Here is a 19395-nt window from a genome sequence, read left to right on the forward strand (position 1 = left end):
GGCCGGACCCTCCACCGAAACGTTTCTGTCACCCGGGTGACAGCAGGTCAGGAAGGCCTGCCTCAGTAATGCGAGCCTTAGTAAGTACGGCCTGCCTTGCTGGCGCGCCCCTTACATCGGGCGTATTTTCGAGGGTGTCGAAGGGGGCGGGCGTGCCGAACCCGCTGGAAAGACAGGGGAGAAGCATGTCCATCATCGAAGCCGTCGCACCGCTCCACGAGGCCCACCGCGACAACCACACCCACCGGGACGTCAACGGCGGCTGGCTGCGCCCCGCGGTCTTCGGTGCGATGGACGGACTCGTCTCCAACCTCGCCCTCATGACCGGTGTCGTCGGCGGTGCGGTCTCCACGCAGACCGTCGTGATCACCGGCCTCGCCGGGCTCGCGGCCGGCGCCTTCTCCATGGCCGCCGGCGAGTACACCTCGGTCGCCTCGCAGCGCGAGCTCGTCCAGGCCGAACTGGACGTCGAGCGTCGCCAGTTGCGCAAGCACCCGGTCGACGAGATGGAGGAGCTGGCCGCGCTCTACGTCTCCCGCGGCGTCGAGCCCGCGCTCGCCCGCGAGGTCGCCATGCAGCTGTCCCGGGACCCGGAGCAGGCGCTGGAGATCCACGCCCGCGAGGAGCTGGGCATCGACCCCGACGACCTGCCGTCGCCGACGGTCGCCGCGGTGTCCTCGTTCGGCTCGTTCGCGCTCGGCGCCCTGCTGCCCGTCCTGCCGTTCCTGCTCGGCGCGACCGCGCTGTGGCCGGCCGTGCTGCTCGCGCTCCTCGGGCTCTTCGGCTGCGGTGCCCTGGTTGCCCGGGTCACCGCCCGCAGCTGGTGGTTCAGCGGGATGCGCCAGCTCGTCCTCGGCGGTGCCGCCGCCGCCGTCACGTACGGGCTCGGCATGCTCTTCGGAGCGGCCCTGTAGCCGCCCCCGAACGCGGCCGCACCTCGCGCGCCGTCCAAGGCCCCCGGTCCACGCCCCGGGGGCCTTTCGCATGTCCGAAGACACGACGGAGGGCCCCTGTCTCTGTGACGTATATCCCGGAGCGGATCCAGCGTTCCGGTGAGACACTATGCGCAGCGCCACATAACTAGCCGGTTACCCGGCGGTTTCGAAACCCTGACCACCGGGCATGAGGCGTAAGCGCCGCGGGCAATGAGGCCCGCTTCTGCGACGGGTCACCGGAGACCCCCGGAAACCTTGATCCGTCCCCCCCATGGGAACCATGGGAGCCCTTTCCGTTCCCGTGCAGTACCCGTGTCCCACAGCTGGATCATTGCCACCGTCCGTACCGGCGGTGTCCGCATGCTGGAATGAGCTATCCACTTTCCGAGAAGCCAGCCATCATGTAACCTGCACGAAATTTCGCGGAGGGCCAACGTCGTCCCTCGGCTGCTGCATATGCCACGACGACGACGGGAGAGCCGATGCGTTCCGACGCCTGGTCGCCCATGGACGGTCGCCCCGCCCCGCAGGGGATGTACGACCCCCGTAACGAACACGACGCCTGTGGTGTCGGGTTCGTGGCCACCCTCACCGGTGTAGCCAGCCACGCGCTGGTCGAGCAGGCGCTGACCGTACTGCGCAACCTCGAGCACCGCGGCGCCACCGGGTCCGAGCCCGACTCGGGAGACGGCGCCGGAATCCTCTTCCAGGTGCCCGACGCGTTCCTGCGCGAGGTCGCCGGATTCGAGCTCCCCGAGGCCGGCGCGTACGCCGTCGGCATCGCGTTCCTCCCCGCCGACGGCTCCGCACAGGCCGTCTCGCGGATCGAGACGATCGCGTCCGAGGAAGGCCTGAACGTCCTCGGCTGGCGCGAGGTCCCCGTCGCCCCCGAGCTGCTCGGTGCCTCCGCCCGCGCCACCATGCCGGTCTTCCGCCAGCTCTTCGTCGCCGACGGCGAGAACAGCGGCATCGCGCTGGACCGCAAGGCCTTCGTCCTGCGCAAGCGCGCCGAGCGCGAGGCCGGGACCTACTTCCCGTCGCTCTCCGCCCGCACGATCGTCTACAAGGGCATGCTGACCACCGGCCAGCTGGAGCCCTTCTTCCCGGACCTGTCGGACCGCCGCTGCGCCACCGCCGTGGCCCTGGTCCACTCCCGGTTCTCCACCAACACCTTCCCGAGCTGGCCGCTCGCCCACCCGTACCGCTTCGTCGCGCACAACGGCGAGATCAACACGGTCAAGGGCAACCGCAACTGGATGACCGCCCGCGAGGCCCAGCTCGCCGGCGACGTCTTCGGCACCGGCGCCGACGGCCGGGGCATCGAGCGGATCTTCCCGGTCTGTACGCCGGACGCCTCCGACTCCGCCTCCTTCGACGAGGTCCTGGAGCTGCTCCACCTCGGCGGCCGCTCGCTGCCGCACGCGGTCCTGATGATGGTCCCCGAGGCGTGGGAGAACCACGACTCCATGGACCCGGCCCGCCGCGCCTTCTACCAGTACCACTCCACTCTGATGGAGCCCTGGGACGGCCCGGCCTGCGTCACCTTCACCGACGGCGTCCAGGTCGGCGCGGTCCTCGACCGCAACGGTCTGCGCCCCGGCCGCTACTGGGTCACCGACGAGGGCCTGGTCGTGCTCTCCTCCGAGGTCGGCGTCCTGGACATCGACCCCGCCAAGGTCGTCCGCAAGGGCCGCCTCCAGCCCGGCAAGATGTTCCTCGTCGACACCGCCGAGCACCGCATCATCGAGGACGACGAGATCAAGGCCGGCCTCGCCGCCGAGCAGCCCTACGCGGAGTGGCTGGAGACCGGCGAGATCGAGCTCTCCGACCTCCCCGAGCGCGAGCACATCGTGCACACCCACGCCTCGGTCACCCGCCGCCAGCAGACCTTCGGCTACACCGAGGAAGAGCTCCGCGTCATCCTCGCCCCGATGGCCCGCTCCGCCGCCGAGCCGATCGGCTCCATGGGCACGGACTCCCCGATCGCGGCCCTGTCCGCCCGCCCGCGGCTGCTCTTCGACTACTTCACCCAGCTGTTCGCGCAGGTCACCAACCCGCCGCTGGACGCCATCCGCGAGGAGCTCGTCACCTCGCTGCGCTCCTCCCTCGGCCCCGGCAGCAACCTGCTCGACCCGACCGCCGCGTCCTGCCGCAGCGTCACGCTGCCCTTCCCGGTGATCGACAACGACGAGCTGGCCAAGCTCATCCACATCAACGCCGACGGCGACATGCCCGGCATGAAGGCCGCGACGCTCTCCGGCCTCTACCGGGTCTCCGGCGGCGGCGACGCGCTCGCCGCCCGCATCGAGGAGATCTGCGCCGAGGCCGACACGGCGATCGAGGGCGGCGCCCGCCTGATCGTCCTGTCCGACCGGCACTCCGACGCCGAGCACGCGCCGATCCCGTCGCTGCTGCTCACCGCGGCCGTCCACCACCACCTCATCCGCACCAAGCAGCGCACCAAGGTGGGCCTGCTGGTCGAGGCCGGCGACGTCCGCGAGGTCCACCACGTGGCCCTCCTCATCGGCTACGGCGCCGCCGCGGTCAACCCGTACCTGGCCATGGAGTCCGTCGAGGACCTGGTCCGGGCCGGCACCTTCATCGAGGGCCTGGAGCCCGAGCAGGCCATCCGCAACCTGATCTACGCGCTCGGCAAGGGTGTCCTGAAGGTCATGTCCAAGATGGGCATCTCCACCGTCGCCTCCTACCGCGGCGCGCAGGTCTTCGAGGCCGTCGGCCTCGACACCGCCTTCGTCGAGAAGTACTTCAACGGCACCGCCACCAAGATCGGCGGCGCCGGCCTCGACGTCGTCGCCAAGGAGGTCGCCGCCCGCCACGCCAAGGCGTACCCCGCCACCGGCGTCCCCTCGGCGCACCGCGCCCTGGAGATCGGCGGCGAGTACCAGTGGCGCCGCGAGGGCGAGCCGCACCTGTTCGACCCGGAGACCGTCTTCCGCCTCCAGCACGCCACGCGCTCCAAGCGGTACGACATCTTCAAGAAGTACACCGACCGGGTGAACGAGCAGTCCGAGCGCCTGATGACGCTCCGCGGCCTGTTCGGCTTCGCCGCCGGTCGCGAGGCCATCCCGATCGACGAGGTCGAGCCGGTCTCCGAGATCGTCAAGCGCTTCTCCACCGGCGCCATGTCGTACGGCTCGATCTCCCGCGAGGCCCACGAGACCCTCGCCATCGCCATGAACCGGATCGGCGGCAAGTCGAACACCGGCGAGGGCGGCGAGGACCCGGACCGCCTGTACGACCCGGAGCGCCGCTCCGCGATCAAGCAGGTCGCCTCCGGCCGCTTCGGCGTCACCTCCGAGTACCTGGTCAACGCGGACGACATCCAGATCAAGATGGCCCAGGGCGCCAAGCCCGGCGAGGGCGGCCAGCTGCCCGGCCACAAGGTCTACCCGTGGGTCGCCAAGACGCGGCACTCGACGCCCGGCGTCGGCCTGATCTCCCCGCCGCCGCACCACGACATCTACTCCATCGAGGATCTGGCCCAGCTGATCCACGACCTCAAGAACGCCAACCCGGCCGCCCGCATCCACGTGAAGCTGGTCTCCGAGGTCGGCGTCGGCACGGTCGCGGCCGGCGTGTCCAAGGCCCACGCGGACGTCGTGCTCATCTCCGGCCACGACGGCGGTACGGGCGCCTCGCCCCTCACGAGCCTCAAGCACGCGGGCGGCCCCTGGGAGCTCGGCCTCGCCGAGACCCAGCAGACCCTGCTGCTCAACGGCCTGCGCGACCGGATCGTCGTCCAGACCGACGGTCAGCTCAAGACCGGCCGCGACGTGGTCATCGCCGCGCTGCTCGGCGCCGAGGAGTTCGGTTTCGCGACCGCGCCGCTCGTCGTCTCCGGCTGCGTCATGATGCGCGTCTGCCACCTGGACACCTGCCCGGTCGGCATCGCCACCCAGAACCCGGTGCTGCGCGACCGCTTCTCCGGCGACCCCGAGTTCGTCGTCAACTTCTTCGAGTTCATCGCCGAAGAGGTCCGCGAGCTCCTCGCCGAGCTGGGCTTCCGCACCCTGGAGGAGGCCGTCGGTCACGCCGAGCTCCTCGACACCAGCCGCGCGGTCTCCCACTGGAAGGCGCAGGGCCTGGACCTGGAGCCGCTGTTCTTCGTGCCCGAGCTGCCCGAGGGCGCGGTCCGCCACGCCCTGGTCGAGCAGGACCACGGCCTGGAGAAGGCCCTCGACAACGAGCTGATCGAGCTCGCCGCCGAGGCCCTGGGCGCCGAGTCCGCCGAGACCGCCCAGCCGGTCCGCGCCCAGGTCGCGATCCGCAACATCAACCGGACGGTCGGCACCATGCTCGGCCACCAGGTGACGAAGAAGTTCGGTGGCGCGGGCCTGCCCGCCGACACCATCGACATCACCTTCACCGGTTCCGCGGGCCAGTCCTTCGGCGCCTTCCTCCCGGCCGGTGTCACCCTCCGCCTGGAGGGCGACGCCAACGACTACGTCGGCAAGGGCCTCTCCGGCGGCCGGGTCGTGGTCCGTCCGGACCGCGGCGCCGACCACCTGGCCGAGTACTCGACCATCGCCGGCAACACCATCGGCTACGGCGCCACCGGCGGCGAGCTGTTCCTGCGCGGCCGCACCGGCGAGCGCTTCTGCGTCCGCAACTCCGGCGCGCTGGTCGTCTCGGAGGGCGTGGGCGACCACGGCTGCGAGTACATGACCGGCGGCACGGCGGTCGTCCTCGGCGGGACCGGGCGCAACTTCGCGGCCGGCATGTCCGGCGGTGTCGCCTACGTGATCGACCTCGACCGGGACAACGTCAACCCGGGCAACCTGGACGCCGTCGAGGCCCCGTCGGACACCGACAAGGCGTGGCTGCACGACGTCGTGCGCCGCCACTTCGAGGAGACCGGCTCGACCGTCGCCGAGAAGCTGCTGGCCGACTGGACCGTGAACGCGGACCGGTTCAGCAAGATCATCCCCACCACGTACAAGGCAGTGCTCGCCGCCAAGGACGCCGCTGAGCTCGCCGGTCTCTCCGAGACCGAGACCACCGAGAAGATGATGGAGGCGGCGACCCATGGCTGACCCCAAGGGCTTCCTGACCACCGGGCGCGAGGTCGCCAAGACCCGGCCGGTGGGCGAGCGAGTCAAGGACTGGAACGAGGTCTACGTCCCCGGCTCCCTGCTGCCGATCATCAGCAAGCAGGCCGGCCGCTGCATGGACTGCGGCATCCCGTTCTGCCACAACGGCTGTCCGCTCGGGAACCTCATCCCCGAGTGGAACGACTACGCCTACCGCGAGGACTGGTCGGCGGCGTCCGAGCGCCTCCACGCCACCAACAACTTCCCGGAGTTCACCGGCCGCCTGTGCCCGGCTCCGTGCGAGGCGGCGTGCGTGCTCGGCATCAACCAGCCGGCCGTGACCATCAAGAACGTCGAGGTCTCGATCATCGACAAGGCGTGGGACGGCGGCGACGTCCGGCCGCAGGCCCCGGAGCGCCTGTCCGGCAAGACCGTCGCGGTCATCGGCTCGGGCCCGGCGGGTCTCGCCGCCGCCCAGCAGCTGACCCGGGCCGGCCACACCGTGGTGGTGTACGAGCGGGCCGACCGCATCGGCGGTCTGCTGCGCTACGGCATCCCCGAGTTCAAGATGGAGAAGCGGCACATCAACCGCCGCATCGAGCAGATGCGCGCGGAGGGCACCAAGTTCCGCACCGGCATCGAGATCGGCCGCGACCTGACCGCGACGGACCTGCGCAAGCGGTTCGACGCGGTGGTCGTCGCCGCCGGCGCCACCACCGCCCGCGACCTGCCCGTCCCGGGCCGGGAGCTCAAGGGCGTGTACCAGGCGATGGAGTACCTGCCGCTCGCCAACAAGGTCGTCGAGGGCGACTTCGTCTCCTCGCCGATCTCGGCCGAGGGCAAGCACGTGGTCGTCATCGGCGGCGGCGACACCGGCGCGGACTGCGTCGGTACGGCGCACCGCCAGGGCGCGGCCTCCGTGACCCAGCTGGAGATCATGCCGCGGCCGGGCGAGGAGCGGAACCCGGGCCAGCCGTGGCCGACGTTCCCCATGCTCTACAAGGTCACCTCGGCCCACGAGGAGGGCGGCGAGCGGGTCTACTCCGTCTCCACCACCCACTTCGAGGGCGACGAGGACGGCAACGTCGCGTTCCTGCACCTCGTCGAGGTCGAGTTCGTCGACGGCAAGCTGACCCAGAAGCCGGGCACCGAGCGGAAGATCCCCGCCGAGCTGGTCACCCTCGCCATGGGCTTCACCGGCACGGACGTGGCGAACGGCCTGGTGGCCCAGTTTGGTCTGGACCTGGATGAGCGGGGTAACATCGCCCGTGACGCGGACTTCGCCACCAACGTCGATGGCGTCTTCGTCGCCGGCGACGCCGGCCGAGGTCAGTCGCTGATCGTGTGGGCCATCGCGGAGGGCCGCTCGGCCGCCCGTGGCGTGGACCGCCACCTGACGGGCGCCAGCTCCCTGCCGGCCCCGATCCGCCCGACGGACCGTGCCCTGACGGTCTGACCGGCAGGACCCCCCAAGACGTCCCGTACAACGACGTACGGAACTGAGCGCGGCGCCCCCCGAATGTCCCCGACCGGACCCGGGTAGGGCGCCGCGGTGCGTCCGGGGCCGGGTCCGCGGCCGGCGCGGGGGCGGGGGACGGGGGCTCGGGAGCCGAGGCGCCGGCCTCCTCAGGCGGTGCGGAAGCGGGGGATGACCTTGTCGCCCCACTGCCGGATGGTCTCCATGCAGACCTCCTGCGGCACGGTCCCCATCTGGATCAGGCACATCACCTCGTCGACGCCGATCCGCCGCAGCCGCTCGACGTAGGCGACGGCGGTGTCCGCGTCCCCGTACGCGTGGTCGGCGTTGTACGGGCCGGTGTCGACCGGCCGGGCCGGGATGTCCGCCTCGTGCAGCCGGGCGACCAGCTCCCGCCGCTTCCGCTCCAGGGCGCCCGCGTGGTCCTCGTCCTCGGCGTAGCCGGTGGGCGCGGGGGCGCCGCCGTACCAGTGGGCGATGGACTCGGCGAAGAAGCGCTGGCCGCGGGTGCCCAGGCGCAGGGCGCGGGCGGCGTCGTCCAGGACGATCGTCGGGCAGAGCGCGGAGAAGTGGTCGTTGACCTCCGTGGAGACCAGCTGCGAGCCGTCCCGTGCGGCGATCGCCTCGTCGTACACCGCGCGCATGGCGCGGACGTCGTCGGCGCCCGCGAAGCCCATCACCAGCGCGCCGATGCCGAGTTCGGCGGCCCGCCTCAGGGAGTCGTGCTGCGAGCAGGCCATGAAGAGCGGCGGGTGCGGGTCCTGCACGGGCCGGGGCAGCACCGCGCCGGGGCCGATGTCCAGGGAGCCGTGCCATTCGAACTCGGGCGCGCGCCAGGCGGCGGCGAGGATCCGCAGGGCCTCCTCCATCTGCGGCCGGGTGTCGGCGGGGTCCACCCCGAACATGCGGGTCTCCTGGCGGGTCGCGCCCCGGCCGGCGCCGATGTCGACCCGGCCGCCGGAGAGCACGTCGAGCATGGCGGTGCGCTCGGCGACCCGAACGGGGTGCTGGTAGCCGAAGGGCATGGTCACCACGCCGTGGCCGATCCGGAGCGTGCGGGTGCGGGCGGCGACCCAGGTCAGGAAGATCTCGGAGGCGCTCATGTGGGCGTACCGGGTGAGGGAGTGGTGCTCGACCGCCCAGATCCGGTCGAAGCCCATCTCCTCGGCGTACACGGCCTGTTCGACGCAGTCGTGGATGACCTGGCGCTCACGGGCGGGGGTGGGGTCGACGAGCTGTGCTTCGAAGATCATCGAGAACTTCACGGGGAGCTCCTCCCGGAGGCGGCCGGCGGGCGTGCCTCATCGGCTGTATGCCTAATCGAAATACTTCTAGCAGGCATAGAGGGAGGAGGGAAGGAACGTAGACTGCCGACCGTGGTGGACGACGAGAAGGTGCCCGCGCTGCCCGCGACCGGCTGGGCCGTCCTCGGACTGCTCTCCTTCGGGCGGGAGTTGTCCGGCTACGACCTGAAGAAGTGGGCCGACCGCTCGCTCGGCCTCTTCTACTGGAGCCCGTCCTTCAGCCAGATCTACGCCGAGCTCAAGCGCCTGGAGGCGGCCGGCCTCGCCGGCTCCCGCCTGGTCGCCCCGGAGTCCGGCTCCCGCGACAAGCGCGTCTACCGGATCACCGAGGAGGGCCTCGCCGCCGTCCGCGGCTGGGCCCGAAGCGCCCCCGTCGACCCGCCGGTCCTCAAGCACGGGCCGATGCTCCGGCTCTGGCTCGGCCACCTCCTCGAACCCGAGCGGACCCGGGAGATCCTCGCCGGACACCGCGAGCACGCCGAGACCATGCGGCTGCGCGCCGCGTCCGACACCGCAGCCGCCGAGGCCGGGGCCGACGCGTCCTGGGCGTACCCCCTGCTCACCCTCACGTGGGCCGAGCGGTACTACGCCGCCGAGCGCGACCTGGCCGACGCCATGCTCGCGGACATCGAGGAGCTGGAGAGGAACCGCCCGTGGCACTGAGCCTGCGCAAGGTCGAGGAGACCGCCCCCGCCCTGGTCAGCCTGTACAAGACGGCCGGGAACTCCCTCCGCCGGCACGGCATGGCCGGGCAGAGCGTCGCCGTCTACCTCGTCGTCGACCACTCCGGCTCGATGCGGCGGTACTACGCCGACGGCAGCGTCCAGGCCCTCGCCGACCGGGTGCTCGGCCTCTCCGCCCAGCTCGACGACGACGGCCGGGTGCCGGTGGTCTTCTTCTCCACCGACATCGACTGCGAGACCGAGATCGAACTCGCCGGCCACGAGGGCCGGATCGACCGCATCGTCGCGGGCCTCGGGCACATGGGGAAGACCAGCTACCACCTGGCCATGGACGCGGTCATCGACCACTACCTCGACAGCGGCACCACGGCGCCCGCGCTCGTCGTCTTCCAGACCGACGGCGGCCCCGTCGACAAGGCCGCCGCCGAACGGTACGTGTGCAAGGCGGCCCGGCTGCCGCTCTTCTGGCAGTTCATCGGCTTCGGCGACCCGGGCAGCAAGCAGTTCGACTTCCTGCGCCGACTCGACGAACTGGCCGTCCCGGCGAAGCGCCCGGTCGACAACGCGGGCTTCTTCCACGCCGGGCAGGACCCGCGCCGGGTCCCGGACGAGGAGCTGTACGACCGGCTGGTCGCCGAGTTCCCCGCCTGGCTCGCCGCGGCGCGGGCCCGGGGCATCGTCCGCGGGTGAACCGCTCCGCACCGCCCGGGCCACCACGCTCCGAGCGGGCCCGGTCACCCGGCCGCGAGCTCGGCGAACTGCGCCTCGTCGAGCCGGACGCCGAGCGCGCCCAGGTTCTCCCTCAGGTGCCGCTCCGAGCTCGTACCGGGGATGGGCAGGACGTGCGGGGCGCGGTGCAGCAGCCAGGCCAGGGCGGTCTGGGACGGGGTCGCGCCCACCGCGCGCGCCACCCGGGCCACCGGTCCGTCCGGTCCCGCGTGGCCGCCCATGGCGATCGGGAAGAAGGGCACGAAGGCGATCCCGCGGCCGGCCGTGTGGTCGAGCACGGCCTCGTGCTCCCGGCTCGCCAGGTTGTACAGGTTCTGCACCGCCGCCACCGGCGCGGTCCGCTCGGCCTCGGTGAGCTGCTCGACGGTCACCTCCGAGAGCCCGATGTGCCGCACCTTGCCCTCCTCCTGGAGCCGCTTCAGGGCACCGAGCTGCTCGGCGACCGGCACGTTCTCGTCGAGCCGGTGCAGATAGAGCAGGTCGATCTGCTCGGTCCGCAGCCGGCGCAGGCTCAGCTCGGCCTGCTGGCGCAGGTACGCGGGGTGGCCCAACGGCACCCACTCGGTGGGGGAGGGGCGGACGACCCCGACCTTGGTGGCGACGGCCACCTCGTCCCCGTACGGCCGCAACGCCTCGGCCAGCAACTCCTCGCCCGCGCCCAGGGCGTAGGCGTCCGCCGTGTCGAAGAGGTTCACCCCGGCCTCGGCGGCCGTCCGCAGCAGGCGCACCGCCGCCGCCCGGTCGGCCGGTCCGGTCCAGATCCGCGCCTCGGGCCCGGTCGGGTCGCCGGGGCCGTCGGCGAGCCGCATGGAGCCGTAACCGATGCGGCGGACGGGCAGATCGCCGCCGAGCCGGAATACGGTGGTGTCGTTCCGCCGCGCCGTGTCGTTCGTCGTGTTCGTCATGGCGGGAACGCTAGGAGCTCACACCCATGTGAGCTTCAAGGCCGTGTGAGGGGGATCACATGAAGATCGGTGAGCTGTCGCGGGAGACCGGGGTCAGCGTGCGGCTGCTGCGCTACTACGAGGAGCAGGGCCTGCTCGTCCCGGAACGCACCGGAGGCGGACAGCGGGTGTACGGGCCCGACGCCCGGGCCGTCGTCCGGCGCATCCGGGCACTGCTCGCCGCCGGGCTGCCGACCCGGGTCATCGGAGAGGTCCTGGACTGCGTCTGCGGCAGCGAGGCGGAGATCGAGCCCTGCCTCAGCCCGCTGCTGGTCGCCCGGCTCGACGCCATCGACGAGCAGATCACCGGCCTCCAGGACGCCCGCTCCTCGCTCGCCGCCCTGGTCGCGGCGACGGAGGGGCGCGAACTGGTCCGCGGCGACGGAGAGATAAAGGATGGTCAGGAGCGTCCGGCACGGGCGATAGTGACCGCATGAGCTCTCTCGTACGCCATGTCACCATCGACTGCGCCGACGCCTACGCCCTGGCCGGCTTCTGGGCCCAGGTCCTGGACAGCAAGGTCTCCGACGAGGACCGGCCGGGCGACCCCGAGTGCCTGATCGAGTCGGAGGGCGCCGGCCTGCTCTTCATCCAGGTGCCCGAGAGGAAGGCGGTCAAGAACCGCGTCCACCTCGACGTCCAGCCGCAGGACCGCACCCGCGACGAGGAGGTCGAGCGCCTCCTCGGCCTCGGCGCCACGCTGGTCGGGGACCACCGCAGGCCCGACGGGACCGGCTGGGCCACGCTGGCCGACCCCGAGGGCAACGAGTTCTGCGTCGAGCGCAGCAGGGCCGAGCGCGGGGAGTGACCCGTAGCGGTCCGTAGCGGTCCCGAGCGGTCCCGAGCGGTCCGGAGTAATCCGGACAGTGGGTGTCGGGTATCCGGTGTCTCCTGGAGTCATGGGAGACACCGGAACCACCCCTGACACCGGCACCGACGCCACCGCCCCGGGCGGCGGCGCGAGCTGGGCCGCCTTCGAGGCCGCCGAGCCCGCGTTCGCCGCCACCGTGCGCGAGCGCTTCGGGCGGTACACCCACCACGCCCTCGCGACCCTCCGCAAGGACGGCTCGCCCCGCCTCAGCGGCATCGAGGCCGAGTTCCGCGGCGGCGAACTGTGGCTCGGCATGATGCCGCACTCCCGCAAGGCGCGGGACGTCCTGCGCGACCCGCGCTTCTCGCTGCTCGCCAACCCCGGCGAGGGCACCGGCATGGGCGGCGGCGACGTCCGCGTCTCCGGGCGGGCGGTCGGGATCACCGACCCGCGGACCCTGGAGTGGTACGCGGGGGAGATCGGCCAGCCGCTGCCCTTCCACCTCTTCCGGGTGGAGCTGACGGAGGTCGTCCGCACCGCCGTCGAGGGCGAGGACCTGGTCCTGCGCACCTGGACGCCGGGCCGGCCGCCGCGCACGATCCGGCGCGGGAACGACGACACCCCGCCCCGGGAGGGCTGAGGCCGGGACGGCCGTACGGGCCCTGCGGGCCGGTCCCCGTCGGCGGCCGGCCCGCGGAGTACGAGAATGGGCCCGTGCCGACGACCAAGACATCCGCCAAGAAGAAGCCCCAGGCGCCCGCGTCGCCCGAGCGGCGCCGCGAGCTCCTCGGCATCGCCGCCGAGGTGTTCGCCGCCCAGGGCTACAACGCCACCACCGTCCGCAAGATCGCGGACGAGGCCGGCATGCTCGCCGGCAGCCTCTACTACCACTTCGACTCCAAGGAGTCGATGCTCGACGAGATCCTCTCGACCTTCCTGGACGAGCTGTGGGACGGCTACGACACCGTGCTCGCAGCCGGACTCGGCCCCCGGGAGACCATCGAGGCCCTCGTCACCGAGTCCTTCCGGGAGATCGACCGGCACCGCGCCGCCGTCGCCATCTACCAGAAGGAGTCCCGCCACCTCGTCGACCAGGAGCGCTTCCACTACCTCGTCGACTCGCAGGTCAGGTTCGAGAAGGCCTGGCTCGGCACCCTGGAGCGCGGGGTCGCGGCCGGCGTCTTCCGCGCCGACCTCGACCTCCGGCTCACCTACCGCTTCGTGCGCGACACGGTCTGGGTCGCCGCCTCCTGGTACCGCCCCGGCGGACAGCACAGCCCCGAGGAGATCGCCCGCCAGTACCTGTCGATGGTCCTCGACGGGATCGCCCCACGGGCTTAGGCCGTGCCTTTCGGATCAGGCCGGACCGGCCGCGCGGTCAGCGCACCAGCCGCCCTCGCAGCCCCGCCAGCACCCGCAGGTCCAGGCCCAGGCCCTCGGTCGCGTAGCGGAAGACGCTCCCGTAGCCCTCGCGGACCTCGGCGAGGGCCGCGTCCAGGTAGGCCGGGCGGACCTCCTGGAGGGGGATGATTAGGTCCGGGTTCTGCATGAGCCCGGCCTGGCGGAGGCCCTCGCGCACCCGGGCGTCGTTCGCGGCGCGGAAGGTGTTGGAGGCCAGGTAGTCCTCGGTGGCCGCGCGTTCCGGCACGCCGAGGAGGCTGAGCAGCAGCCAGCTCGTCCAGCCCGTGCGGTCCTTGCCCGAGGTGCAGTGGTAGAGCTGCGGGCCCGCACCCGGGGCGGCCAGCTCCCGCAGGGTCGCGCCGAAGCGCTCGCGGTTGGCGGCGCTCGTGACGAAGGTGCGGTACACCTCGGTCATGAAGGCCGCGGCCCGGCCGCCGCCCAGCATCTCCTCCTGCCGCACCGGGTCGCGCGAGCCGATCGCGGCGAGCAGCTGCCCGTACAGGCCGTTGTCGGTGACCGGGCGGGAGACCGCGACGGGGCCTGCCGGGAGCCGGTCCGCGCCGTCGGACTGCACCTCCAGCGGGATCCGGAAGTCGATCACCCGGCCGAGTCCGAGCCCGCCGAGCACGGCCAGGTCGGCATCGGTCAGCTTGCCGAGGTGGTCGCCCCGGTAGACCAGGCCGTGCCGGACCCGGGCCCCGCCGTAGGTGACGTACCCGCCCAGGTCGCGGACGTTGACCGCGCCCTGGAGCGGGACCTGGCGGATGGTGTGCGCGGTGCGGACCCGGGGCCGGGCCGAGGCGGCCGGGGCGACGGCCGCCAGGATCGCGGTGGCGCCGGCGGTGCTCAGCAGGGCGCGTCTGGACACGGACATGGCTGACTCCCTTTACGGAGAGGGAAGGGTACGGAGCACCTGCGCGGCCTCGGACATGATCCGGGTGACGAGTTCTCCGCAGCCGGGCAGGTCCTCGATCACCCCCGCGACCTGTCCGGAGGCCATGACGCCGAGGTCGGTGCGGCCCTCGACCATGGAGGCCTTCAGGAGCATCGGGGTGTTCGCGGCGAGCAGCACCTGGCTCCAGGACAGGTCCTTGCCGTGGCGCATCGCGAGCCCCTCGCGGACCATCGCCGGCCAGGAGAGGCCGGAGATCCGCCGGAAGCCCGAGGCCCGGCGCACGGCCTGGGCCAGGGAGCGGAGCCGGCCCGCGCCCTCCAGCGCCGCGACCATCTCGGTGCGCAGCATCCGGTGCGGCAGCCCGTCGACGGCGGTGGTGACCGTGATGTCCTTGACGGTCGCCGCCAGGTACCGCGCCTTCACGGCGTCGGGGACGGTCGAGTCGGAGGTGAGGAGGAAGCGGGTGCCCATGGCCACGCCCGCGGCGCCGTAGGACAGCGCGGCGACCAGGCCGCGGCCGTCGTGGAAGCCGCCGGCCGCGATCACCGGGATGTCCACCGCGTCGACCACCTGCGGCAGCAGCACGGTCGTCGCGACCTCGCCGGTGTGCCCGCCGCCCTCGCCGCCCTGCACGACCACCGCGTCCGCGCCCCAGCCGGCCACCTTCTCGGCGTGCCGGCGCGCCCCGACGGAGGGGATGACGACGACCCCGGCGTCCTTCAGCTCGGCGATCAGATCGCGGGAGGGCGCGAGCGCGAAGGAGGCGACCCGTACGCCCTCCTCGACGATGATCCGGACCCGCTCGCGGGCGTCGCCCGCGTCCGCCCGCAGGTTCACCCCGAAGGGCCGGTCGGTCCGGGACTTCACCTCCCGCACCGCCGCGCGCAGTCCGTCCACGGTCATGGTGGCGGAGGCCAGGACGCCGAGCGCCCCGGCGTTCGCCGTGGCCGAGACGAGCCGGGGCCCGGCCACCCAGCCCATCCCGGTCTGCACGATCGGGTGCTCGATGCCGACCAGCTCGGTGAGCGCCGTCTTCATCGGGCCGGGACCTCCCGCTCCCGCAGGCCCTTGGGGTCGATCACCTCGCGGATCAGCCGCAGCTCCTCCGCGGTGGGCTCGCGGGTGGACGGCACCTCGTCGCCGCCCGCCAGCGCGAAGCCGGTCGCGGCCCGGACCTCGTCCACGGTGACCCCCGGGTGCACGGAGGCGAGCCGCATGGTGCGGTCCGGGGTCTCGAAGTCGAAGACGCCGAGGTCGCTCACCACCCGGGGGAGCCGGTGGTACGGCCCGACCGCCCGGTCGTAGCCGACGCCGCTCACCATGTCGACCCGCTCGACGAAGACCCGGGCCGAGTGCTTGGGGATCCAGTAGCTCACCGGGTTGTTGAGGGTGTTGGCGGGCGCGCCGCGGACCCCCAGGAGCTGGCGGGCGGGACGTTCCCAGTCGCCGATGCAGGAGATGTTCTGGTTGCCGTGCCGGTCGATCTGGCTGGCGCCCATCATCACGTGCCGCCGCCCGCCGGTGACCATCGTCAGATGGCGGCGGTACGGCAGCCAGCCCTCGGGCTCCCCGTCGAGCCCGACGAGCAGGGCCTCGCCGTCGGTGAGCAGGAGGTCGGGGGAGAAGGTGCGCTTGGCCAGGCGGGCGCCGAAGGAGGGGATCAGGCCCATCGGGCTGGCCAGCACCTCGCCGTTGTCGCGCCAGGCCTCGGCGCAGGCGATCACGCAGTACTCGGCTCGGCTGGTCACTTCTGCGCCTCCGTGTTCCCGGCGGTCGCGGCCTTGGCGGCGGTCCCCGCCTGCGCGGCGTGCTCGGCCTCTTCGGCGCGTTCCGCGTGCCAGGTCCGCACGGCCGCCTGGTAGTCGTCCTCGCCCTTGCCGGACAGGAAGCGTCCGGCGAACTCGGGCCAGGGAGTGGTCGCGTACAGCTTCTGGAAGGGCTCGTCGCGCCCGTAGTCCGGCACGCAGGAGGTGAAGTGGGCGCCGTTCGGGGTCTCGACGACGCCCGTGACGCTGTGCCGGGAGACCAGCAGGGTCTGCGGCACGACGTCCGGGCCGAAGGAGTCGACGATCCGCTCGCAGGAGACGTACGCGGTGTCCGCGGCCTCGCAGAAGAGGTCGTCGAAGTACGGGTCGGGGCCCAGGTACTGCCCGTTGCCGAGGCGGTCGGCGCGGTTGACGTGGACGAGGGCGGCGTCCATCCGCAGGGCCGGCACGGCGACGAACTCCTCGCTGTCCTCGTACGGGGAGGTGACGGTCCGCAGCTCCGGGTTGACCCGCATCACGTCCGAGCCGAGCCCGGCCCGCACCGGCAGGAACGGCAGCCGGTTGACGGCGGCGTGCAGCCCCCACATGAACATCGCCTCGTCGAGCTCGGTGAGTTCGAGGGCGCCGCGCTCCCGGGCCGCCCGGAAGTGCGGTTCGAGGGGGATGGAGTCCAGGGTCGCGAAGGGGGCGACCAGTCGGCGGATCCGGCCGGCGGCGGCGAGCACGCCGACGTCGGGGCCGCCGTACGCGATCACGGTGAGATCGGTGATCTCGGACCGGAGCAGTGCTCTGATCAGGGCCATCGGCTTGCGCCGGGAGCCCCAGCCCCCGATGCCGATCGTCATGCCGGAACGGAGCCGCCCCACGACGTCCTCGGGGCTCATGGTCTTGTCGGTCACGCGTCCTCCTGCGGGGCGGGGGCGCCGAAGCCGTCACGGACCCGGTCGGCGACACCGCTGAGGTTGGCCTCGAAGGTGAAGCCCTGCTCGAAGCGGTAGCTGCGGCGTACGTCGACGGGGTCGATGCCGTTGATGGCGGCCTTGGCGAGCCGGATCAGGGTGCCGTCCTTCGCCGCGATCTCGGCCGCCAGCTCCAGGGCCGCGGCGAGGAGTCCGGGGCGCGGGACCACCTTCCAGACCGAGCCGTGGGCGTGCAGCTCCTGCGCGGTGGCGGTGCGCGAGGTGTAGTACAGCGCGCGCATCAGGTGCTGGGGGACCAGCCGGGCCAGATGGGTGGCGGCCCCGAGGGCGCCCCGGTCCAGCTCGGGCAGGCCGAAGACGGCGTCGTCGGCGGCGACGATCGCGTCGGCGTTGCCGACCAGTCCGATGCCGCCGCCGAGGCAGAAGCCGCCGACCGCCGCGACGACCGGGACCTCGCATTCGTAGACCGCCGCGAAGGCCTCGGCGCAGCCCCGGTTGACCGCGACGAGGGCGTCGTGGCCCGGGTCCCGCTGGAGCTCCTTGATGTCGACGCCGGCGTTGAAGCCGCGGCCCTCGGCGGCGAGCACCACGCAGCGGACCTCCGGGTCGCGGCCGGCCGCGCGGACGGCGTCGGCGAGCGCGAACCAGTCCCGTACGGGAAGGGCGTTGACGGGGGGACGGTCGACGGTGACGAGCGCGATGCCCTTGTCCGGGCGGGAGGTGGAGACACCCATGTGCGGATCAGCTACCTTTCCACCAAACGTTTGTTAGGTGACTGTTGGAAGGAAGGTAGCAGCCGATGGAGCTGGACGGGAGGGTCGTCGTCGTCACCGGTGGAACCCGCGGGGTCGGCGCGGGGATCGCCAGGGCCTTTCTGCGGGCCGGGGCCGAGGTCCTGGTCTGCGCCCGCAGACCCCCGGACGAACCGGTCGCGGCGGACGGCCGCACGGCCCGCTTCCACCCGCTCGACCTGCGCGGACCCGGTGCCGTGCGGAACCTCCTCGCCGAGGTCGGCGAGCGGTACGGGCGGCTCGACACCCTCGTCAACAACGCCGGCGGCACCCCGTACCGCCTGCTCGGCGAGGGCGACTCCGAGCGGCACGCCCGGGTCGTCGAGCTGAACCTCACCGTCCCGCTCACCGTCTCGCTGGCCGCCCACGGGCTGCTGCGGGCCTCCCGCGGCTCGATCGTCATGATCGGCAGCGTCAGCGGCACCCGCCCCTCGCCGGGCACCGCCGCGTACGGCGCCGCCAAGGCCGGCCTGGAGAACCTGGCCCGTTCCATGGCCGTGGAATGGGCCCCCGAGGTCCGGGTCAACACCCTGGTCCTCGGCATGGTCAGGACCGAACTGTCCCACCTCCACTACGGCGACGCCGAGGGGCTCGCGGCGGTCGGCGGGACCGTGCCGCTGGGCCGGCTCGCCGAACCGTCCGAGATCGGCGAGGCGGCCGTCTTCCTCGCCTCCGACCGGGCGGCGTACGTCTCGGGAGCCTCGCTCCTGGTGCACGGGGGCGGCGAACGCCCCGCCTTCCTGAACGCAGCGACCGTGAACAAGGAGAGCCGACATGGGTCTGTGTGACGAACGAGTGGTCATCGTGACGGGCGCCGGCCGGGGGCTCGGACGGGCCCACGCCCTCGCCTTCGCCGCCGAGGGCGCCCGGGTCGTGGTCAACGACCTCGGCGTCGGGCTGGACGGCCGCCCCGGGCCCGACGGCCCGGCGGCCCTCGTCGTCGAGGAGATCAGGGCGGCGGGCGGCGAGGCCGTCGCCCACGGCGGCGACATCGCGACGACGGAGGGCGCCGCCTCCCTCGTCCGCACCGCCGTCGACACCTTCGGCCGCCTCGACACCCTCGTCAACAACGCGGGCTTCCTGCGCGACCGGATGCTCGTCAACCTCGACGAGGACGACTTCGACGCGGTGATGCGGGTCCACGTGAAGGGCCACTTCCTGCCCCTGCGGCACGCCGCCGCCCACTGGCGCGCGGAGTCCAAGGCCGGCCGCCCGGTGACCGCCCGGGTCGTCAACACCACCTCCGGGGCGGGGCTGCTCGGCAGCGTCGGCCAGGGCAACTACGCCGCGGCCAAGGCCGGCATCGTCGGCCTCACCCTGGTCGCGGCGGCCGAGATGGGCCGGTACGGGGTCCAGGTCAACGCCATCGCCCCCGCCGCCCGCACCCGCATGACCGAACAGACCTTCGCCGGCCTCGCCGCCCTGCCCGAGGACGTCTCCCCGCTGGTCGTCTGGCTCGGCTCGGCCGCCTCGGCGGGCGTCACCGGCCGGGTCTTCGAGGCCGAGGGCGGCCGCCTCACCGTCATGGAGGGCTGGCACCCCGGCCCCACCGCCGACAAGGGCGCCCGGTGGACCCCGGCCGAGGCGGGCGAAGCGGCCCTGAAACTCCTTGCGGAGGCGACGGAGCCCCGGCCGGTGTACGGAGCCTGAGGGGGCGTGCGCCCGGCCCGGTCCGACGGCGGGGCGGC

General features: G+C 72.7%; 18 protein-coding genes. 11 read left to right on the forward strand and 7 right to left on the reverse strand.

What is annotated here, in order from left to right:
* Positions 1-185 precede the first annotated feature (185 nt).
* The 3 genes from ABD981_RS29740 to ABD981_RS29750 all read left to right on the forward strand — a co-directional run bounded on the left by ABD981_RS29740 (position 186) and on the right by ABD981_RS29750 (position 7442).
* A complete protein-coding gene (locus ABD981_RS29740) occupies positions 186-914 on the forward strand; it encodes a VIT1/CCC1 transporter family protein (RefSeq protein ID WP_046907051.1) in 729 nt (242 codons plus the stop codon).
* Between the two features lie 503 nt (positions 915-1417).
* Positions 1418-5989: a glutamate synthase large subunit gene (gene gltB / locus ABD981_RS29745; RefSeq protein WP_046907052.1), complete on the forward strand. Its 4572-nt coding sequence runs from the start codon at positions 1418-1420 to the stop codon at positions 5987-5989.
* The gene (locus tag ABD981_RS29750; RefSeq protein WP_046907053.1) at positions 5982-7442 is read left to right on the forward strand and encodes a glutamate synthase subunit beta; all 1461 of its coding nucleotides are present in this window, start codon (positions 5982-5984) and stop codon (positions 7440-7442) included. Before gltB ends, ABD981_RS29750 begins: the two co-directional genes overlap by 8 nt.
* Before the next feature lie 170 nt (positions 7443-7612).
* On the opposite strand, the gene ABD981_RS29755 is transcribed toward ABD981_RS29750, so the two are convergent.
* Positions 7613-8728, reverse strand: coding sequence for an LLM class flavin-dependent oxidoreductase (locus ABD981_RS29755; protein ID WP_046907054.1), 1116 nt, complete (start codon positions 8726-8728; stop codon positions 7613-7615).
* A gap of 111 nt (positions 8729-8839) precedes the next feature.
* On the opposite strand from ABD981_RS29755, the gene ABD981_RS29760 reads away from it, so the two are divergent.
* A complete protein-coding gene (locus ABD981_RS29760; protein ID WP_046907055.1) occupies positions 8840-9430 on the forward strand; it encodes a PadR family transcriptional regulator in 591 nt (196 codons plus the stop codon).
* Positions 9421-10140 (forward strand): VWA domain-containing protein, encoded by a 720-nt coding sequence (locus ABD981_RS29765; protein WP_046907056.1) that lies wholly within the window; start codon positions 9421-9423, stop codon positions 10138-10140. The genes ABD981_RS29760 and ABD981_RS29765 overlap by 10 nt, the downstream gene beginning before the upstream one ends.
* Positions 10141-10184: 44 nt before the next feature.
* Here ABD981_RS29765 and ABD981_RS29770 read toward each other — a convergent pair whose 3' ends face one another.
* Positions 10185-11084 carry an aldo/keto reductase gene (locus ABD981_RS29770; protein ID WP_046907057.1) on the reverse strand — a complete coding sequence of 300 codons (900 nt, stop codon included), beginning with the start codon at positions 11082-11084 and terminating at the stop codon, positions 10185-10187.
* Positions 11085-11143: 59 nt separating this feature from the next.
* Between ABD981_RS29770 and ABD981_RS29775 the strand changes: the two genes are divergently transcribed.
* From ABD981_RS29775 to ABD981_RS29790, 4 genes are all read left to right on the forward strand, one after another.
* Complete coding sequence (locus ABD981_RS29775; RefSeq protein WP_046907058.1) at positions 11144-11560, forward strand: MerR family transcriptional regulator; 417 nt, start codon at positions 11144-11146, stop codon at positions 11558-11560.
* Positions 11557-11931 carry a VOC family protein gene (locus ABD981_RS29780; protein ID WP_046907059.1) on the forward strand — a complete coding sequence of 125 codons (375 nt, stop codon included), beginning with the start codon at positions 11557-11559 and terminating at the stop codon, positions 11929-11931. Before ABD981_RS29775 ends, ABD981_RS29780 begins: the two co-directional genes overlap by 4 nt.
* A gap of 91 nt (positions 11932-12022) precedes the next feature.
* Positions 12023-12574 (forward strand): pyridoxamine 5'-phosphate oxidase family protein, encoded by a 552-nt coding sequence (locus ABD981_RS29785; RefSeq protein ID WP_046907060.1) that lies wholly within the window; start codon positions 12023-12025, stop codon positions 12572-12574.
* Positions 12575-12648: 74 nt separating this feature from the next.
* The gene (locus ABD981_RS29790; RefSeq protein WP_046907061.1) at positions 12649-13275 is read left to right on the forward strand and encodes a TetR/AcrR family transcriptional regulator; all 627 of its coding nucleotides are present in this window, start codon (positions 12649-12651) and stop codon (positions 13273-13275) included.
* A 37-nt stretch (positions 13276-13312) separates the two neighbouring features.
* Here ABD981_RS29790 and ABD981_RS29795 read toward each other — a convergent pair whose 3' ends face one another.
* From ABD981_RS29795 to ABD981_RS29815, 5 genes are read right to left on the reverse strand one after another with little or no spacing between them, the layout of a single operon-like run.
* The gene (locus ABD981_RS29795) at positions 13313-14209 is read right to left on the reverse strand and encodes a tyrosine-protein phosphatase (protein ID WP_046907062.1); all 897 of its coding nucleotides are present in this window, start codon (positions 14207-14209) and stop codon (positions 13313-13315) included.
* A gap of 12 nt (positions 14210-14221) precedes the next feature.
* Positions 14222-15268 carry an NAD(P)H-dependent flavin oxidoreductase gene (locus ABD981_RS29800; protein ID WP_046907063.1) on the reverse strand — a complete coding sequence of 349 codons (1047 nt, stop codon included), beginning with the start codon at positions 15266-15268 and terminating at the stop codon, positions 14222-14224.
* A complete protein-coding gene (locus tag ABD981_RS29805) occupies positions 15265-15978 on the reverse strand; it encodes a CoA-transferase subunit beta (protein WP_046907064.1) in 714 nt (237 codons plus the stop codon). Before ABD981_RS29805 ends, ABD981_RS29800 begins: the two co-directional genes overlap by 4 nt.
* Positions 15975-16895, reverse strand: a complete 921-nt coding sequence (locus ABD981_RS29810) for a CoA transferase subunit A (protein WP_240495168.1) — start codon at positions 16893-16895, stop codon at positions 15975-15977. Before ABD981_RS29810 ends, ABD981_RS29805 begins: the two co-directional genes overlap by 4 nt.
* A complete protein-coding gene (locus ABD981_RS29815; RefSeq protein WP_046907065.1) occupies positions 16892-17650 on the reverse strand; it encodes an enoyl-CoA hydratase family protein in 759 nt (252 codons plus the stop codon). The genes ABD981_RS29810 and ABD981_RS29815 overlap by 4 nt, the downstream gene beginning before the upstream one ends.
* Positions 17651-17715: 65 nt before the next feature.
* Here ABD981_RS29815 and ABD981_RS29820 point away from each other — a divergent pair, with 65 nt between their 5' ends.
* Both ABD981_RS29820 and ABD981_RS29825 read left to right on the forward strand, forming a co-directional pair.
* Positions 17716-18495 carry an SDR family oxidoreductase gene (locus ABD981_RS29820; protein ID WP_046907066.1) on the forward strand — a complete coding sequence of 260 codons (780 nt, stop codon included), beginning with the start codon at positions 17716-17718 and terminating at the stop codon, positions 18493-18495.
* Entirely contained in the window at positions 18482-19357 is an 876-nt protein-coding gene (locus ABD981_RS29825; RefSeq protein ID WP_046907067.1) for an SDR family oxidoreductase, read from the forward strand. Before ABD981_RS29820 ends, ABD981_RS29825 begins: the two co-directional genes overlap by 14 nt.
* Positions 19358-19395: the final 38 nt, after the last annotated feature.

Source organism: Streptomyces showdoensis (assembly GCF_039535475.1).
GTDB classification, from domain to species: domain Bacteria; phylum Actinomycetota; class Actinomycetes; order Streptomycetales; family Streptomycetaceae; genus Streptomyces; species Streptomyces showdoensis.

Excerpts from the sequence above, each read along its gene's own strand:
- ABD981_RS29740 (WP_046907051.1), top strand. The coding sequence starts at position 186 with ATGTCCATCATCGAAGCCGTCGCACCGCTCCACGAGGCCCACCGCGAC.
- gltB (WP_046907052.1), top strand. The coding sequence starts at position 1,418 with ATGCGTTCCGACGCCTGGTCGCCCATGGACGGTCGCCCCGCCCCGCAG.
- ABD981_RS29750 (WP_046907053.1), top strand. The coding sequence starts at position 5,982 with ATGGCTGACCCCAAGGGCTTCCTGACCACCGGGCGCGAGGTCGCCAAG.
- ABD981_RS29770 (WP_046907057.1), bottom strand. The coding sequence starts at position 11,084 with ATGACGAACACGACGAACGACACGGCGCGGCGGAACGACACCACCGTA.
- ABD981_RS29775 (WP_046907058.1), top strand. The coding sequence starts at position 11,144 with ATGAAGATCGGTGAGCTGTCGCGGGAGACCGGGGTCAGCGTGCGGCTG.
- ABD981_RS29780 (WP_046907059.1), top strand. The coding sequence starts at position 11,557 with ATGAGCTCTCTCGTACGCCATGTCACCATCGACTGCGCCGACGCCTAC.
- ABD981_RS29785 (WP_046907060.1), top strand. The coding sequence starts at position 12,023 with ATGGGAGACACCGGAACCACCCCTGACACCGGCACCGACGCCACCGCC.
- ABD981_RS29795 (WP_046907062.1), bottom strand. The coding sequence starts at position 14,209 with ATGTCCGTGTCCAGACGCGCCCTGCTGAGCACCGCCGGCGCCACCGCG.
- ABD981_RS29800 (WP_046907063.1), bottom strand. The coding sequence starts at position 15,268 with ATGAAGACGGCGCTCACCGAGCTGGTCGGCATCGAGCACCCGATCGTG.
- ABD981_RS29815 (WP_046907065.1), bottom strand. The coding sequence starts at position 17,650 with ATGGGTGTCTCCACCTCCCGCCCGGACAAGGGCATCGCGCTCGTCACC.
- ABD981_RS29820 (WP_046907066.1), top strand. The coding sequence starts at position 17,716 with ATGGAGCTGGACGGGAGGGTCGTCGTCGTCACCGGTGGAACCCGCGGG.
- ABD981_RS29825 (WP_046907067.1), top strand. The coding sequence starts at position 18,482 with ATGGGTCTGTGTGACGAACGAGTGGTCATCGTGACGGGCGCCGGCCGG.